This is a genomic window from Nocardioides panacis (assembly GCF_019039255.1).
Taxonomy (GTDB): Bacteria; Actinomycetota; Actinomycetes; order Propionibacteriales; family Nocardioidaceae; genus Nocardioides_B; species Nocardioides_B panacis.
Genome location: NZ_CP077062.1, coordinates 801544 through 817999 on the forward strand (window position 1 = coordinate 801544; position 16456 = coordinate 817999).

The following is a 16456-nucleotide window of genomic DNA, read 5'->3' on the forward strand; positions in this document are numbered from 1 at the left end:
TGAGACGGCGCCGGGGCCGCCGTACGTCCGGCGTAGCATCCGGACCATGCCCGACGACTCCACCATCGACATCAAGCCCCGCAGCCGCGACGTCACCGACGGACTGGAGAAGGCCGCAGCGCGCGGCATGCTCCGGGCCGTCGGGATGGGCGACGACGACTGGGAGAAGCCCCAGATCGGCGTCGCCTCGTCGTGGAACGAGATCACCCCGTGCAACCTGTCGCTCGACCGGCTCGCGAAGGCCGTGAAGAACGGCGTGCACGCGGCCGGCGGCTACCCGCTCGAGTTCGGCACGATCTCGGTGTCCGACGGCATCTCGATGGGCCACGAGGGCATGCACTTCTCGCTGGTCTCCCGCGAGGTCATCGCCGACAGCGTCGAGACCGTGATGATGGCCGAGCGGCTCGACGGCTCGGTGCTGCTGGCCGGCTGCGACAAGTCGCTGCCCGGCATGATGATGGCCGCCGCGCGCCTCGACCTGGCCTCGGTGTTCCTCTACGCCGGCTCGATCATGCCCGGCCAGGTCGACGGCAAGGACGTCACGATCATCGACGCCTTCGAGGCCGTCGGCGCCTGCCTCGCCGGCAGGATCAGCCGGGCCGAGGTGGACCGCATCGAGCGGGCCATCTGTCCCGGTGAGGGCGCCTGCGGGGGCATGTACACCGCCAACACGATGGCCGCCGTCGGCGAGGCCCTCGGCATGTCGCTGCCCGGCTCGGCCGCCCCGCCCGCGGTGGACCGCCGCCGCGACGGGTTCGCGCACCGCTCCGGCGAGGCCGTCGTCGCGATGCTGCGCCAGGGCATCACCGCGCGGCAGATCATGACGGTGGAGGCGTTCGAGAACGCCATCGCCGTGGTGATGGCGCTCGGCGGGTCCACCAACGCGGTGCTGCACCTGCTGGCGATCGCCCGCGAGGCGGAGGTCGACCTGACCCTCGACGACTTCACCCGGATCGGCGACAAGGTCCCGCACCTCGGCGACCTGAAGCCGTTCGGCCGCTACGTGATGAACGACGTCGACAAGATCGGCGGCATCCCGGTGATCATGAAGGCGCTGCTCGACGCCGGCCTGATGCACGGCGACTGCCTGACCGTGACCGGCCGGACGATGGCCGAGAACCTCGCCGACATCGCGCCGCCGGACGTGGACGGCAACATCATCCGCGAGCTCTCCAAGCCGATCCACGCGACCGGCGGCATCACCATCCTCAAGGGCTCGTTGGCTCCCGAGGGCGCGGTGGTGAAGTCCGCGGGCTTCGACGAGTCGGTGTTCGAGGGCACCGCACGCGTCTTCGACGGCGAGCGGGCGGCGATGGACGCCCTGGAGGCCGGGCGCATCGTCGCCGGCGACGTCGTGGTGATCCGCTACGAGGGCCCCAAGGGCGGTCCGGGGATGCGCGAGATGCTGGCGATCACCGGGGCGATCAAGGGCGCCGGGCTCGGCAAGGACGTGCTGCTGATGACCGACGGCCGCTTCTCCGGGGGGGACGACGGGCCTGTGCGTCGGCCACGTCGCCCCCGAGGCCGTCGACGGCGGACCGATCGCGTTCGTGCGGGACGGCGACGCGATCACCCTCGACGTCGCCAACAAGCTGCTCGACGTCGCGGTCGACGCCGAGGAGCTGGCCGCCCGGCGCGAGGGCTGGACCCCCAAGGAGCCGAAGTTCACCCGCGGCGTGCTCGGGAAGTACGCCAAGGTCGTGCAGTCCGCCGCGCACGGCGCCGTCTGCGGCTGAGCGCCGGGGCCGAGGGTGAGCACGGAGCACGAGGCGATCGACGGACGCCTGCGGGAGTTCGTCGAGGCCCAGCACGTCTTCTTCGTCGCGACGGCCCCGCTGGCGGGCGGCCGGGTGAACGTCTCGCCCAAGGGCATCGGCGGGACGTTCGTGGTGGTCGACGAGCACACGGTCGCCTACCTCGACGTCACCGCGAGCGGCGCCGAGACGATCGCGCACCTGCGCGAGCCGGGCAACGGCCGCATCACGCTGATGTTCTGCTCGTTCGGCCGGTCGCCGGACGTCGTACGCCTGCAGGGGACCGGGCGGGTGGTCAGCGTCTACGACGAGGAGTACGCCGGGTGGGCGGCCAGGTTCACCGAGACCCGGGGAGCGCGGGCGGTGATCGTGGTCGACGTCGAGCGGGTCTCCGACTCCTGCGGGTACGGCGTGCCGGTCATGGACTTCACCGCGGAGCGGGACCTGCTGCCGGCGCACATGGACCGCAAGGGTGCCGAGGGCCTGGTGGACTACCGGCGCGCGAAGAACCGCACGAGCGTCGACGGGCTGCCGGCGTTCGACGACGACCCGGTCTAGCCGTGCCGAATGCTGGGACGGCGTTCCCACATTCCGAGACGCCTGTCACACTGGCTTGACGAGGAAAGCGGCACCGGAGACGGTTACCTCATGCGTTTCGACATTCTTGTACGCTCCCGACGCGGTTGCTGAGGACCGGTTCACCGAACCCCTCCCACGCACACGCGTCGCCCCCTCGTCTGCCCACCGGGCCGAGGGGTTTTTTGTTGGGCACGACAGTCGGCAGGACCAGAGGAAGGCGATCATGAGCGAGCAGGGCACCGGGACCCCCGTGACAGGTGCGCAGAGCCTGATCAAGTCGTTGGAGTGTGCGGGCGCGGAGAACATCTTCGGCATCCCGGGCGGCGCGATCCTGCCGGCGTACGACCCGCTCTTCGACTCCGAGAAGATCCGGCACATCCTGGTCCGGCACGAGCAGGGCGCCGGGCACGCGGCCCAGGGCTACGCCTCGGCGACCGGCCGGGTGGGCGTCTGCATGGCGACCAGCGGGCCGGGCGCGACCAACCTGGTCACCCCGATCGCCGATGCCTACATGGACTCCGTCCCGATGGTCGCGATCACCGGCCAGGTGGCCAGCTCCTCGATCGGCACCGACGCCTTCCAGGAGGCCGACATCCGGGGCATCACGATGCCGATCACCAAGCACAACTTCCTGGTCACCGACCCCGCCGAGATCCCGCGCACCGTCGCCGAGGCGTTCTACATCGCCTCCACCGGCCGCCCCGGACCGGTGCTCGTCGACGTCGCCAAGGACGCGATGCAGGCGATGACCACGTTCCGGTGGCCGACCGACCTGAACCTCCCCGGCTACCGGCCGGTGACCCGCCCGCACGCCAAGCAGATCCGCGAGGCCGCCCGGCTCATCCTCGAGGCGCGCCGTCCCGTCCTGTACGTCGGCGGCGGGGTGATCCGCGCCCGCGCCTCCCAGGAGCTCCGGGTCCTCGCCGAGATGACCGGGATGCCCGTCGTGACCACGCTGATGGCCCGCGGCGCCTTCCCCGACAGCCACGTGCAGCACCTCGGCATGCCCGGCATGCACGGCACGGTGTCCGCGGTCGCCGGCCTCCAGCGCAGCGACCTGATCATCAGCCTGGGCGCCCGCTTCGACGACCGCGTCACCGGCAACCTGGACTCGTTCGCGCCGAACGCCCGGGTCATCCACGCCGACATCGACCCGGCCGAGATCGGCAAGAACCGGCACGTCGACGTCCCGATCGTGGGGGACGCCCGCGAGGTGATCGCCGACCTGGTCGTCGCGCTGCAGGCCGAGGCCGACGCCGGCCGCCAGGGCGACTACGAGGCCTGGGTGGCGTTCCTCGCGGGGGTCAAGAAGAAGTACCCCCTCGGCTACGACACCCCCGCGGACGGGTCGCTCTCGCCGCAGTACGTCATCGAGCGGCTCGGCAAGATCGCCGGGCCCGAGGCGATCTACGCCTCCGGGGTCGGCCAGCACCAGATGTGGGCCGCGCAGTTCATCGGCTACGAGCACCCGGGCACCTGGCTCAACTCCGGCGGCCTCGGCACCATGGGCTTCTCGGTGCCGGCCGCGATGGGCGCCAAGGTGGGCCGGCCCGAGGCGACGGTGTGGTCCATCGACGGCGACGGCTGCTTCCAGATGACCAACCAGGAGCTGGCGACCTGCGCGATCGAGGGCATCCCGATCAAGGTCGCGATCATCAACAACGAGTCGCTCGGCATGGTGCGGCAGTGGCAGACGCTGTTCTACAACGAGCGCTACAGCAACACCGACCTGCAGTCCAAGCGGATCCCGGACTTCGTGAAGCTCGCCGACGCCTACGGCTGCGTCGGGCTGGCCTGCGACTCCCCGGACGACGTGGACGCCACGATCGACAAGGCCATGCAGATCGACGACGTCCCGGTGGTCGTGGACTTCCGGGTGCACCGCGACGCGATGGTGTGGCCGATGGTCGCCGCCGGCGCCAGCAACGACGACATCCAGTTCGCCCGCGACCTGGCCCCCGACTTCGAGCACGACGACCTGGAAGGCGGCCAGCACTGATGAGCCGGCACACACTGAGCGTCCTGGTCGAGAACAAGCCCGGCGTGCTGGCCCGGATCGCCGGCCTGTTCAGCCGGCGCGGGTTCAACATCGACTCCCTGGCCGTGGGCCCCACCGAGCACCCCGAGGTGTCCCGGATGACCATCGCGGTCAACGTGGAGGACTCGCCCCTCGAGCAGGTCACCAAGCAGCTGAACAAGCTCGTCGAGGTGATCAAGATCGTGGAGCTCGACCCCGGTGCCTCGGTGTCGCGCGAGCTCCTGCTGGTGAAGCTCAAGGCCGACGCGAGCATGCGCGGCCAGGTCCTCGAGATCGTCCAGCTGTTCCGGGCGAAGGTCGTCGACGTGGCGACCGACGCGATCACCGTGCAGGTGGTCGGCAACCGCGACAAGCTCGAGGACTTCCTGCGGATCGTGGAGCCCTTCGGGGTCCGCGAGCTCGTGCAGTCCGGGATGGTCGCGATCGGCCGGGGCGGGCGCTCGATCAGCGAGCGCAACCTGCGCCCGGTCTCCGTGCCCGTCCCCCCCGGTGGCCGGCTGAGCGCCGGCCCCCAGCAGCACCACCGCAGAACCCCCTGAAGAAGAAACCGACGAAGGAGAGCCAGACCGTGGCTGAGATGTTCTACGACGACGACGCCGACCTGTCCGTGATCCAGGGCCGCAACGTGGCCGTGCTGGGGTACGGCAGCCAGGGGCACGCCCACGCGCTGTCGCTGCGCGACTCCGGCGTGGACGTCCGCGTCGGCCTGCCCGAGGGCTCCAAGAGCCGGGCCAAGGCGGAGGCCGAGGGCCTGCGGGTGCTGTCACCGGGCGAGGCCTGCGAGGAGGCCGACCTGATCATGATCCTCGCGCCCGACCACATCCAGCGGAAGCTGTACGCCGAGCACGTCGAGCCGAACCTCGTGGACGGCGACGCGCTGTTCTTCGGGCACGGGTTCAACATCCGCTTCGGCTACATCAAGCCGCCGGCCGGCGTGGACGTGGCCATGGTCGCGCCGAAGGGTCCGGGCCACCTGGTCCGCCGCGAATACTCCGCCGGCCGTGGCGTGCCCGTGCTCGTCGCCGTCGAGAACGACGCGTCGGGCAAGGCGTGGGACCTCGCGCTGGCGTACGCCAAGGGCATCGGTGGCCTCCGCGCGGGTGGCATCAAGACCACCTTCACCGAGGAGACCGAGACCGACCTCTTCGGCGAGCAGGCCGTGCTCTGCGGCGGCATGTCCGAGCTGGTGATGAAGGGCTTCGAGGTGCTCACCGAGGCCGGCTACCAGCCCGAGGTCGCCTACTTCGAGTGCCTGCACGAGCTCAAGCTGATCGTCGACCTGATGTACGAAGGCGGCATCGCCAAGCAGCGCTGGTCGGTCTCCGACACCGCGGAGTACGGCGACTACGTCTCCGGTCCGCGGATCATCGACGACTCGGTCAAGGGGCGCATGCAGGACGTGCTCGCCGACATCAAGAGCGGCAAGTTCGCCCAGCGGTTCATCGACGACCAGGATGCCGGGGCTCCGGAGTTCAAGGAGCTCCGCGCCAAGGGCGAGGCGCACCCGATCGAGGAGACCGGCCGCGAGCTGCGCAAGCTGATGGCCTGGGTCAAGGACGACGACACGGACTACACCGAGGGCACCGCCACCCGCTGACGTGCTCGAACCCCGGCAGTGGCTCGGCTGGGTGGCGTCCGCCGCGGTCGTCGCGGTGGCCGTCGCCACAGCCGGCTGGGGCAACGACACGACTGTGCGCCGCCACCAGCCTCCGCCGGCCGTACCCCCGACCTCCGTGTCGTCGGTGCGGCCGGTGGCGCTGGTGGCCCGCGCCGACCTGGCGCTGTCCGACCTGCCGGGCGGCTACCACGAGGTGCAGGCCCGCTCGGGCAACGACCTCGACCCGGGGGACCGGCTGCACCTGTGCGGGACGGCGGCCCCGCCCGCGAGCGGCCGGGTCGCCGGTCACCGCCGGGCCTTCCTGGCGCCCGACCGTCGTCGGGTGCGCACCGAGATCGCGGTCTACGCCGACGGCGGTGCGGACCGGGCGCTGGACGCCCTGCGCTCGCTGGCACCCCGGTGCTCGCGGCCGGTCCCTCCGGGTGGGGTCGAGCTGCCGTCGGTGCTCGCCCTGCACGTCGCGTTGACCCGCACCACGGCCGACCCCGAACGTCGGGAGGTGGTGGTGCTCAGGAGCGGCGAGGCCCTGGCCGTGCTCGAGGTCGACGGGGCCGCGCCCGCTCGCACCATCGAGCTGGCCCGGACCGTCGCCGCCCGCCTCGACCGGAGTGGCCGGCCGGCCACCACGCCGGCGACCTCCGCCTCCGCGCTGGCGTCGGTGGCCCTGCGGCCGGGCGACCTGCCGGCCGGCTTCGTCGTGCAGTCGGACCTCTCCGGCCGCGAGCTCGACGGGAACCCCACCAGAGACGCCTGCGGGCGACTGCTCGCCGGGGACGCGCACCGGCGGGCCGCGCGACAGCTGGTGCTCGCCGGGAACGGCCGCCGGGTCACCGGCGAGGTGGCGTCCTACGAGGCCGGGGGGAGCCGCCGCGGTGCTCCGGCAGCTGGGAGCGGCCGTCGCCGCCTGCCCCCACGGCCGGCACGACGCGGTGGTCGACGCCTCCGGAACCTCTCTGACGGTGCTCCTCACGGTCACCGACCGGGCGGGTCACCGGCGACGTACGGAGGTGGTCCGGCAGCGGCGGGGCGACCTCCTCAGCGTGCTGACCGTCGACCCGGTGGAGGGCCGCGGCGACCCCCTGGTGAGGCGGACCGCGGCGGTTCTCGCGGAGCGTCTTGCCCGGCGGGGCAGCGGTTCGATCGGGTAGAGTCGAAGGACGGGCACAACGTCGTGCACGGCCTCCCGCTCGCGAGGTCCCTGAGGGGTCGAGGCCACCACCGAGCGACCGATCCGAATCCGAGGACTGCCCCGTGAGCAAGCCTGTCGTACTCATCGCCGAAGAGCTCAGCCCCGCCACCGTCGAGGCGCTGGGGCCGGACTTCGAGATCCGCACCTGCAACGGCGCGGACCGGGCCGAGCTGCTGCCGGCCATCGTCGACGCGGACGCGATCCTGATCCGCAGCGCGACCAAGGTCGACGCCGAGGCGCTGGCCGCCGCGACCCGGCTCAAGGTCGTCGCGCGAGCCGGGGTCGGCCTGGACAACGTCGACGTCCGGGCCGCCACGCAGAGCGGCGTGATGGTCGTGAACGCGCCCACCTCCAACATCGTCTCCGCCGCCGAGCTGGCCGTGGCCCTGATGCTCGCGGCGGCGCGGCACGTCGCGCCGGCCAGCGCCGCGCTCAAGGACGGCCAGTGGAAGCGCAGCAAGTTCACCGGCATCGAGCTCTACGAGAAGACCGTCGGCATCGTCGGGCTGGGCCGGATCGGCGTGCTGGTCGCGCAGCGGCTCTCGGCCTTCGGCATGAAGGTCATCGCCTACGACCCCTACGTGCAGGCCGGCCGGGCCGCGCAGATGGGGGTCCGGCTGGTCTCCCTGGAGGAGCTGCTCGAGCAGTCCGACTTCATGTCGGTGCACCTGCCCAAGACCCCTGAGACGCTCGGCCTGATCGGCGACGACGAGCTGGCCAGGGTCAAGCCGAGCCTGGTGCTCGTGAACGCGGCCCGCGGCGGCATCGTCGACGAGCACGCGCTGTACGTCGCGCTCAAGGAGGGCCGGGTCGCGGCAGCCGGCCTGGACGTCTTCGCCAGCGAGCCGTGCACGGACAGCCCGCTGTTCGAGTTCGAGAACGTCGTGGCGACCCCACACCTCGGGGCGTCGACGGACGAGGCGCAGGAGAAGGCCGGCATCGCGGTGGCGAAGTCGGTCCGGCTCGCGCTGTCCGGCGAGCTCGTGCCCGACGCGGTCAACGTGCAGGGCGGCGTGATCGCCGAGGACGTCCGGCCCGGCATCCCGCTCACCGAGAAGCTCGGCCGGATCTTCACCGCGCTCGCCGGCGAGATCGCCCAGCAGCTCGACGTGGAGGTGCGCGGCGAGATCACCCAGTACGACGTCAAGGTGCTCGAGCTCGCCGCGCTCAAGGGCGTGTTCTCCGACGTCGTGGAGGAGTCGGTGTCCTACGTCAACGCGCCGGTGCTGGCCGCCGAGCGCGGGGTCGCGGTCCGGCTGGTCACCGAGGGCGAGAGCCCGGACCACCGCAACCTGATCACCCTGCGGGGCACGCTGGCCGACGGGTCGCAGGTCTCGGTCTCCGGCACGCTGATCGGCATCTCCCAGCGGGAGCGGCTGGTCGAGGTGCAGGGCTACGACATGGACATCGAGCCCACCGACCACCTGGCGTTCTTCCGCTACACCGACCGTCCCGGCATGGTCGGCACCGTCGGCGGGATCCTCGGCGCGGCCCAGGTGAACATCGGAGGCATGCAGGTGGCCCGCGACACCAAGGGCGGGGAGGCGCTCGTCGCGCTCTCGGTCGACTCGGCCATCCCGGCCCCGGTGCTCGAGGAGATCGCCCAGGCGATGGACGCCGGCTTCGTGCGGGCCGTCGACCTCACCGAGTGACCTGACCGCCGAGCCCCGCCCACCCGGCGACTCTGGCGGCCGGATGGCCGCCCACCCGGCGACTTTGGCGGGACGGTGCACCCTGAGGTCGCGAAGGACGACAGCTGGGGATGCGGTGCCGTCTCCAAAGTCGCCGGGTCAGCAGGCATCTCGCCGCCAGAGTCGCCGGGTCGGCGTGCTTCTCGCCGCCCTTGGCGCGGGGTCGGGGGCGGGGCTGCGAGGATGGGCGCATGAGCCGTCGCACCCCGGTCCCGTTGGCCGCGCTCACCCCGTGGGGCCAGCTGCGCGCCGGCCGCCGTCCGCGCCGGCTGGTGCAGCTGGTGGCCGGGCTGACGCTGTACGGCGTCTCGGTCGCGATGATGGTCCGCGGCGGCCTCGGCCTGCCGCCGTGGGACGTGCTCACCGTCGGGCTGGTCAAGCACCTGCCGCTGAGCTTCGGGCAGGTGGTGATCGCCACCTCGTTCGTGGTGCTGCTGCTCTGGCTGCCGCTGCGCCAGCTGCCGGGCCTCGGGACGATGCTCAACGCGGTGCTGATCGGGCTGGTCGCGGACGCCACGCTGGCGCAGCTGTCCGCGCCGGACGCCTGGGCGGCCCGGGGCGCCCTGCTGGTGGGCGGGATCCTGCTCAACGGCGTGGCCGGGGCGATGTACATCGGCTCCCAGTTCGGGCCGGGCCCGCGCGACGGGCTGATGACCGGCCTCGTACGACGGACCGGCCGGTCGGTCCGGCTGGTGCGCACCGTCCTGGAGCTCACCGTGCTGGGCACCGGCTGGCTGCTCGGCGGCACCGCCGGCGTCGGCACGGTGCTCTACGCGCTCGGCATCGGGCCGCTGGTGCACACGCTGCTGCCGCGGCTGACCGTCGCGCTCCCGGAGCGGGACCCTCAGCGCTTGGTGGCGATGAGCACGGACGCGTCGGGCGCGACCATGATCTCCACGGTGGTGAACCGCTCGTCGGTGAGCCAGTTCTCCCGGAGCACGTCGACCCGTCCCTCGTAGACCGGCGGCCAGGACGAGCACGGCGTGAAGTCGTCGAGCACCACGACGCCACCGGCCTCGACGAGGTCGACGATCGCGTCCGGGCCGCCGTCCTTGGGCTCGCGGGCGTCCAGGAACAGCAGCGAGAACGGGCCCTTGTCGCGCAGCGTCGACCAGTCCGCCGAGAGCACCTCGACCTTGTCGTCGTCGACGAAGATCTTCGCGGCCGCGCCGGCCAGCTTGGGGTCCAGCTCCGCGGTGAGGATGTGGCTCTCGTCGCGGATGCCGCTGCGCAGCCAGGCGGTGCCCACCCCGGTGCCGGTCCCGAACTCCGCCAGCGTGCCGGTGCGGGTCGCGGCGAGGGTGGCGAGCAGGCGGCCGGTCTCGTTGCGGCAGAAGGACACGTAGCCGCTCTTGCGCGAGACGTCGAAGGCGCGCCGTACGACGTCCGGGAGGTCGGGAGGGGCGCTCATGCGGCGAGTGTGCCAGACCTGCGGGGGAGGTCCGAGGCGCGAGACTTCATCTCACATGATGGAAAGGCGGCGGAAACCCCGGCGCCGCGCGGCGTCCCCGGGTTAGCCTCGACCCATCATGCGGACGTTCTTCGTACTTATCGATCGCCGCGGCGAGGCCTCTCAGTAAGGCCACCTCGTCGCGGTGGTTGGCAGTGCTCGCACACTGCCCGGTCTTACGAAGAACCTCCGCAGCGAGTGAAGCAGCAGCATCCCTTCCGCTTCCGAGATCCGCTCCCGTCGACACGCGTGACCCGCGTCCGGGATCCGGTCTCCACCGCTGGCCGCGGAGCCGGTTCGCCCCCCGACGTACACCTGTCGGCGCGCACCCGACGACCCGCACCGACCACGCGCAGACCTTCGACGGAGATGATTTCGATGTACGACATGTACCCCGAGTGGGGCCCCTCCCGGCACCGCGACGACCAGGACGACGCGCTGCAGAGCGTCCAGGTCGGACTCGACCTGCGAGACAACGGCGGCCAGCGCCCGGACGACAACTAGAGTCCGCCGGGTGCCCACAGCCATGCAGACGGTCCAGCTCGCGGTCATCCCCGGTGACGGGATCGGCCCGGAGGTCACAGCCGAGGCCCTGAAGGTCCTCGAGCAGGTGGCCGCCGGCCGGGGGGACGGCGTGAAGTTCGAGTCCACCCGCTACGACCTCGGCGCCGAGCGGTACCTCGCCACCGGCGAGGTCCTGCCGGACGCCGTGCTCGCCGAGATCCGGCAGCACGACGCGATCCTGCTCGGCGCGGTCGGCGGACGGCCCGGCGACAAGAGCCTCCCGCCGGGGATCCTCGAGCGGGGCCTGCTGCTCAGGCTGCGGTTCGAGCTCGACCACTACGTGAACCTGCGGCCGTCCCGGATCTACCCGGGGGCCGTCTCGCCGCTGGCAGACCCGGGCGAGGTCGACTTCGTGGTGGTGCGGGAAGGCACCGAGGGCCCCTACACCGGCAACGGCGGCGCCCTGCGGGTCGGCACCCCGCACGAGATCGCCACCGAGGTCAGCGTGAACACCGCGTTCGGGGTGGAGCGGGTCGTGCGCGACGCGTTCGCCCGGGCGCAGAAGCGGCCGCGCCACAAGCTCACCCTGGTGCACAAGACCAACGTGCTGGTGCACGCCGGCGGCATCTGGTCGCGGATCGTCGACCAGGTCGCCACCGAGTTCCCCGACGTCGCCGTGGACTACCTGCACGTCGACGCCGCGATGATCTTCCTGGCCACCGACCCGTCGCGGTTCGACGTGATCGTCACCGACAACCTGTTCGGCGACATCGTCACCGACCTCGCCGCAGCGATCACCGGCGGCATCGGGCTGGCGGCGAGCGGCAACGTCAACCCCGACCGGACGACGCCGAGCATGTTCGAGCCCGTGCACGGCTCCGCGCCGGACATCGCCGGCCAGCAGAAGGCCGACCCGACCGCGGCGATCCTGTCCGCGGCGCTGCTCCTCGAGCACCTCGGGCTGGACGACGCCGCCCACTCCGTCGAGGAGGCCGTGGTGGCCGACCTCGCCGAGCGCGCGCCCGGCAGCACGCGTCGTACCTCCGAGATCGGCGACGCGATCGCCGGCCGAGTAGCCGGCTGACACCCAGCCAGCCCACTCGACCCCCGGAGGTTTCGGTACCGTGCACCCCATGGACAGCTCGCTGCAGATCGAGGTCACCCCGACCCCCAGCCCGGTCTCGCCGGAGCGGCTCGCGGAGATCCTCGCGAACCCCGGCTTCGGCCTGCACTTCACCGACCACATGTTCGTGGTCGAGTGGACCCCGGAGAAGGGCTGGTACGACGCGCGCGTCACGCCGTACGCCCCGCTCTCGATCGACCCGGCCACCGCGGTCCTGCACTACGCGCAGGAGATCTTCGAGGGCATGAAGGCCTACCGCCACGAGGACGGGTCGGTCTGGACCTTCCGCCCCGAGGAGAACGCGGCCCGGATGGTGCGGTCCGCCCGCCGGCTGGCGCTGCCCGAGCTGCCGGTCGGGGACTTCGTGGCGTCGGTCGACGCGCTGGTGCGCGCCGACGAGCGCTGGGTGCCCGAGCCGGCGGGGGAGAAGAGCCTCTACGTGCGGCCGTTCATGTTCGCCTCCGAGGTCTTCCTCGGCGTGCGGCCCTCCCAGCACGTCACCTACCTGGTGATCGCCTCACCCGCGGGCGCCTACTTCTCCAAGGGTCCCCAGCCGGTCTCGATCTGGCTCAGCGAGGACTACACGCGGGCCGGGCGCGGCGGGATGGGCGCCGCCAAGACCGGCGGCAACTACGCCAGCTCGCTGGTCGCCCAGCAGGAGGCCATCGCCGAGGGCTGCGACCAGGTGGCCTTCCTCGACGCGGCCGAGGGGAAGTACGTCGAGGAGCTCGGCGGCATGAACCTCTACTTCGTCCAGGACGACGGCACGATCGTCACCCCGGCGACCTCCGGCACGATCCTCGAGGGGATCACCCGCAGCTCGATCATCGAGCTCTGCGGCAAGCTCGGCCACCGGGTCGTGGAGCGGCCGTTCACGGTCGACGAGTGGCGCGACGGGGTGGCGTCCGGCTCGATCACCGAGGTGTTCGCCTGCGGCACCGCCGCGGTCGTGACCCCCGTCGGCACGCTCAAGTGGCGGGGCGGCTCGGTCGGCGAGGGGGACCAGACCGGTCCGGTGACCCAGCAGGTGCGCACCGCCCTGGTGGACATCCAGTACGGCCGCGCCGAGGACACCTTCGGCTGGATGCACCGCGTCGTCTGAGTTCCCGGTCCCGCTCGGTTACCGTGGTGCGGTGCTGAACCAGCAACCGCTGCCTCCCGCACCGGGGGCGGTCCGTGTGGGGGACTACCGCCTGCTCGCCAAGATCGGCGAGGGCGGGATGGGCGTCGTGCACCTCGCGCAGGCGGGTGACGGCTCCCGCGTCGCGCTGAAGGTGCTGCGCCCGCACATCATCGGCGACGACGAGGCCCGCGAGCGGCTGGCCCGCGAGGTGGCCTCGCTGCGCCTGGTGACCAGCCCGTGGATCGCCGAGGTCATCGACGCCGACCCGTGGGGCGAGACGCCCTACGTGGCCACCCGGTACGTCCCCGGCCTCTCCCTGCACGAGCACGTCCGGCAGGAGGGTCCGGTGCGCGGCGACGACCTGCGGCACTTCGCGGCCGGTCTCGCCGAGGCGGTGATCGCCGTCCACCGGGTCGGCGTGCTGCACCGCGACATCAAGCCGTCCAACGTGCTGCTCGAGGGCCGTTCGCCGGTGCTCATCGACTTCGGCCTGGCCCGGCTCGCGGAGGACCCGCGGCTCACCCAGACCGGCTGGCTGCTCGGCACCCCCGGCTACCTCGCCCCCGAGATCCTCTACGGCGACGACGCCACCCCCGCCTCGGACGTGCACTCGTGGGCAGCGACCGTGGTGTTCGCCGCCACCGGCCGCCCGCCGTTCGGCACCGGCCCCGCGATGGCGATCATGGACCGGGTCCGCCGCGGCGAGCACGACCTGTCCGACGTTCCACCGGCGCTGCTGCCGCTCGTGCAGGCCAGCCTGGCGCCCGACCCCGCCGACCGCCCCGGTACGGCGGAGGTGCTGGCGTCCCTGCGGGCACCGGTGCGCGACGACCTGACGCTGCCCTACGTGCTCGCGCCGCAGGACCGGACGGGCACGCCGACGACGACGCCGCTGACCACGGTGCAGCCGGCTCCCCGGACCCGCCCGCTGACCGGGCCGTCGGTGCTGCAGCCCGCGCGGGCGCCGTACATGCAGCCGCCGGCTCCCCAGCAGGGCGTTCCCCAGCAGCCGGCCACCGACGACGGGCGGCCCCGGCTGGTCCCTCCGGACGCGTGGCGCCCGGCCCCCGGCGGCCTGGCAAGGCTGCAGCGCGGGAGCCTGCTGCTCGGGCTGTTCGGCATCGTCACCCTCGGCTTCGCGCGGGCGCCGTACGCCGCCCTGGCGGTCGCGTGCGCCCTCGCCCTGGCGGTGCGCACCGTGTCCTGGACGACCGAGTCCGCGCGGCAGCGCCAGCACCTGCGCGGCCGCCGCCGGTGGTACGACAGCACCCTGACGCTGGCGTCCGCGCCGTGGTACCTCGTGGTCGCGACCGGCGGCACGATCGTGCTGCTGCTCTGGTCGGCGCTGGTCGCCTTCGTGGTCGGCTTCGCCTACCTGATGTTCCGCGGACCGCTGGTGCCCGGCCTGCTGGTGATGGGCGCGGTCCTCGCCGTCTCGCTCTGGTGGGGCCCGGGCGCCCGGCGGGTGCGGCTGCCCACCCGGCGCGCGGTGCTCACGGCCACCCGGCGGGCCTGGACCGGCTGGCTGGCGGTCGCGCTGGTGGTGGCCGCGGTGGCGCTCTGCGGCTGGTCGCTGGCGAGCGGCGGGGTGGTCTGGGACCCGCAGCCCGGACCGCCGTGGCGCTCGGGGACGATGCTCGGGAGCCTGGCCCGCTGGTTGTGACCCGGATCGGCGGTTGTCCGGACCAGATGCGGCACGTGCCTCTACCGTGAACGAGTGCCGCTGCGTCTCCGCCTCATCGGGCTGTTCTCGGTGCTGGTCCTGATCGTGGCCGGCGCCGCCGTCGCCGTCACCTCCTCCCTGCGGCACGTGCAGCACAACCGGGAGGTCGTCACCGGTCGGCTGCAGCCCGCGAGCGTGGACAGCAGGGCGCTGCTGGTCGCGCTGGTGGACCAGGAGACCGGGCAACGCGGATACCTGCTCACCGGGGACGAGACGTTCCTGGAGCCCTACCGGGAGGGTGCCCGGGACCTCACCGGCCGGCTCGCCGCGCTGCGGACGGACTTCGCCGGCGACCCGGGCATGTCCGACGCGATCGACGCGGTCGACGCGGCGGCCGCGACCTGGCAGCGGGTCGGTGCCCGGCCCGAGATCGCCGCCCGCCGCGCCGGGGACGTCGCCGGAGCGCAGGCCCTGGTCGCCACCGGCCGGGGCAAGGCGGCCTTCGACGAGGTCCGGGCCCGGGTGGCCGCGCTGCAGTCGCTGATCGACGCCCGTACGGCGGCCGCGCAGCGCACCGCCGCCGACGACCTGGTGACGCTGCGCGCGGCGATCATCAGCAGCCTGGTGCTGGTGCTCGTGATCCTGGTCGGCAGCGCCGTGCTGCTGCGCCGGTGGATGCTGCTGCCGGTGCTCCGGCTGCGGGCCCGGATGCGGGCCGTGGCCGACGGCCGGATCGACGAGGAGGTCCTCATCGACGGGCCCCCGGAGGTGGCCGCCATCGGTCGCGACGCCGAGAGCATGCGCCGCCGGATCGTGGCCGAGCTGGACTCCGCCCGGGCCGCCACGGAGGCGCTCACCCAGCACAGCCCGGTCGTCAGCCTGCTGCGCAGCGAGCTCGCCGCGCACCCGCCCACCGACCCCTGCGGGCTGGAGGTCGCGGGCCTGGTGCTCTCGGCCGAAGGGGTGCTGGCCGGCGACTGGTGGGAGACGGTCCGGCGTCCCGACGGCAGCACCGCGCTGGTGCTGGCGGACGTGTCCGGGCACGGCGCCGAGGCGGGGCTGGTCGCGTTCGCCTTCAAGCAGCGGATCACCGCGCTGCTGGACACCGACCTCGACCTCGCGTCCGTGCTCCGGATCGCGGCCGCGCGGCCCGACGCGGACAACGAGCGCTTCCTGTCCTGCCTGGTGGTGGTCGTCGACCCCGACGGGCAGCGGCTGTCGTGGGTCAACGCCGGGCACCCGGCCGGTCTGGTCGTCGACCGGCACCACCGCGCCACGCCGGCCGAGCTGGGTCCCACCGGCCCGCTGATCAGCGCGGTCACGAGCGGCTGGAGCGTCGGCCGCACGCTGTTCGGGCCCGACGACCTGCTCCTCGCCTGCACCGACGGCGTGCTGGAGGCCCGCGACGCCGACGGCGTGGAGCTCGGGGTCGACGGGCTGGTCGAGGTGCTGCGCCGGCTCGAGCCGTGGACCCCGGAGGAGGCGGTCGCCCAGTGCCGGGAGGCGGTGCGCCGGCACGCCGTCGACGTACGCCGCGACGACGTGACCCTGGTGGCGCTGGCCCTGAAGGGCTGACCGGAATCCGAGACCGGGTTCCACGCCTCGGACTTGGGTGGCACAGTGGGGGTCATGCAGCAGAGCCCGGTGATTATCAGCTAGCGCGCCGCGACACCCCGGCGCGCTGACCTCTCGTATCCACGGGGGGTCTTTTTGTTGCCCGACCA

At 72.7% G+C, this 16456-nt stretch carries 13 protein-coding genes and 1 pseudogene; 13 read left to right on the forward strand and 1 reads right to left on the reverse strand.

All coding sequences use genetic code 11. From position 1 onward, the window contains the following. Positions 1-46 precede the first annotated feature (46 nt). From ilvD to yczE, 8 genes and pseudogenes are all read left to right on the forward strand, one after another. Positions 47-1736, forward strand: a pseudogene (ilvD, locus tag KRR39_RS04000) (dihydroxy-acid dehydratase). 15 nt (positions 1737-1751) lie between these two features. Beyond that, complete coding sequence (locus KRR39_RS04005; protein ID WP_216940848.1) at positions 1752-2312, forward strand: pyridoxamine 5'-phosphate oxidase family protein; 561 nt, start codon at positions 1752-1754, stop codon at positions 2310-2312. 244 nt (positions 2313-2556) lie between these two features. Further along, on the forward strand, positions 2557-4332 hold the full coding sequence (locus KRR39_RS04010; RefSeq protein WP_216940849.1) for an acetolactate synthase large subunit: 1776 nt from the start codon (positions 2557-2559) through the stop codon (positions 4330-4332). Continuing rightward, positions 4332-4910, forward strand: a complete 579-nt coding sequence (ilvN, locus tag KRR39_RS04015; protein ID WP_216940850.1) for an acetolactate synthase small subunit — start codon at positions 4332-4334, stop codon at positions 4908-4910. The genes KRR39_RS04010 and ilvN overlap by 1 nt, the downstream gene beginning before the upstream one ends. 29 nt (positions 4911-4939) lie before the next feature. Beyond that, complete coding sequence (gene ilvC / locus KRR39_RS04020; protein WP_302053547.1) at positions 4940-5968, forward strand: ketol-acid reductoisomerase; 1029 nt, start codon at positions 4940-4942, stop codon at positions 5966-5968. Between the two features lies 1 nt (position 5969). Continuing rightward, on the forward strand, positions 5970-7244 hold the full coding sequence (locus KRR39_RS04025) for a hypothetical protein (protein ID WP_216940851.1): 1275 nt from the start codon (positions 5970-5972) through the stop codon (positions 7242-7244). Next, the gene (gene serA / locus KRR39_RS04030; RefSeq protein ID WP_216940852.1) at positions 7241-8830 is read left to right on the forward strand and encodes a phosphoglycerate dehydrogenase; all 1590 of its coding nucleotides are present in this window, start codon (positions 7241-7243) and stop codon (positions 8828-8830) included. Before KRR39_RS04025 ends, serA begins: the two co-directional genes overlap by 4 nt. Positions 8831-9060: 230 nt before the next feature. Continuing rightward, complete coding sequence (gene yczE, locus KRR39_RS04035) at positions 9061-9828, forward strand: membrane protein YczE (protein WP_254185501.1); 768 nt, start codon at positions 9061-9063, stop codon at positions 9826-9828. On the opposite strand, the gene KRR39_RS04040 is transcribed toward yczE, so the two are convergent. Then, positions 9714-10280 (reverse strand): O-methyltransferase, encoded by a 567-nt coding sequence (locus KRR39_RS04040; protein ID WP_216940853.1) that lies wholly within the window; start codon positions 10278-10280, stop codon positions 9714-9716. The two genes, yczE and KRR39_RS04040, sit on opposite strands and share 115 nt — an antisense overlap. A gap of 417 nt (positions 10281-10697) precedes the next feature. Here KRR39_RS04040 and KRR39_RS25525 point away from each other — a divergent pair, with 417 nt between their 5' ends. The 5 genes from KRR39_RS25525 to KRR39_RS04060 are packed head-to-tail and all read left to right on the forward strand — an operon-like array spanning position 10698 to position 16307. Continuing rightward, entirely contained in the window at positions 10698-10823 is a 126-nt protein-coding gene (locus KRR39_RS25525; RefSeq protein WP_302053548.1) for a hypothetical protein, read from the forward strand. Between the two features lie 22 nt (positions 10824-10845). Next, positions 10846-11907, forward strand: coding sequence for a 3-isopropylmalate dehydrogenase (locus KRR39_RS04045; RefSeq protein WP_216942363.1), 1062 nt, complete (start codon positions 10846-10848; stop codon positions 11905-11907). 49 nt (positions 11908-11956) lie between these two features. Continuing rightward, on the forward strand, positions 11957-13048 hold the full coding sequence (locus KRR39_RS04050; protein WP_216940854.1) for a branched-chain amino acid aminotransferase: 1092 nt from the start codon (positions 11957-11959) through the stop codon (positions 13046-13048). Between the two features lie 31 nt (positions 13049-13079). Then, positions 13080-14732: a serine/threonine-protein kinase gene (locus KRR39_RS04055; protein ID WP_216940855.1), complete on the forward strand. Its 1653-nt coding sequence runs from the start codon at positions 13080-13082 to the stop codon at positions 14730-14732. Between the two features lie 54 nt (positions 14733-14786). After that, complete coding sequence (locus KRR39_RS04060) at positions 14787-16307, forward strand: PP2C family protein-serine/threonine phosphatase (protein WP_216940856.1); 1521 nt, start codon at positions 14787-14789, stop codon at positions 16305-16307. Positions 16308-16456 lie beyond the last annotated feature (149 nt).

Excerpts from the sequence above, each read along its gene's own strand:
- KRR39_RS04010 (WP_216940849.1), top strand. The coding sequence starts at position 2,557 with ATGAGCGAGCAGGGCACCGGGACCCCCGTGACAGGTGCGCAGAGCCTG.
- ilvN (WP_216940850.1), top strand. The coding sequence starts at position 4,332 with ATGAGCCGGCACACACTGAGCGTCCTGGTCGAGAACAAGCCCGGCGTG.
- yczE (WP_254185501.1), top strand. The coding sequence starts at position 9,061 with ATGAGCCGTCGCACCCCGGTCCCGTTGGCCGCGCTCACCCCGTGGGGC.
- KRR39_RS04040 (WP_216940853.1), bottom strand. The coding sequence starts at position 10,280 with ATGAGCGCCCCTCCCGACCTCCCGGACGTCGTACGGCGCGCCTTCGAC.
- KRR39_RS25525 (WP_302053548.1), top strand. The coding sequence starts at position 10,698 with ATGTACGACATGTACCCCGAGTGGGGCCCCTCCCGGCACCGCGACGAC.
- KRR39_RS04045 (WP_216942363.1), top strand. The coding sequence starts at position 10,846 with ATGCAGACGGTCCAGCTCGCGGTCATCCCCGGTGACGGGATCGGCCCG.
- KRR39_RS04050 (WP_216940854.1), top strand. The coding sequence starts at position 11,957 with ATGGACAGCTCGCTGCAGATCGAGGTCACCCCGACCCCCAGCCCGGTC.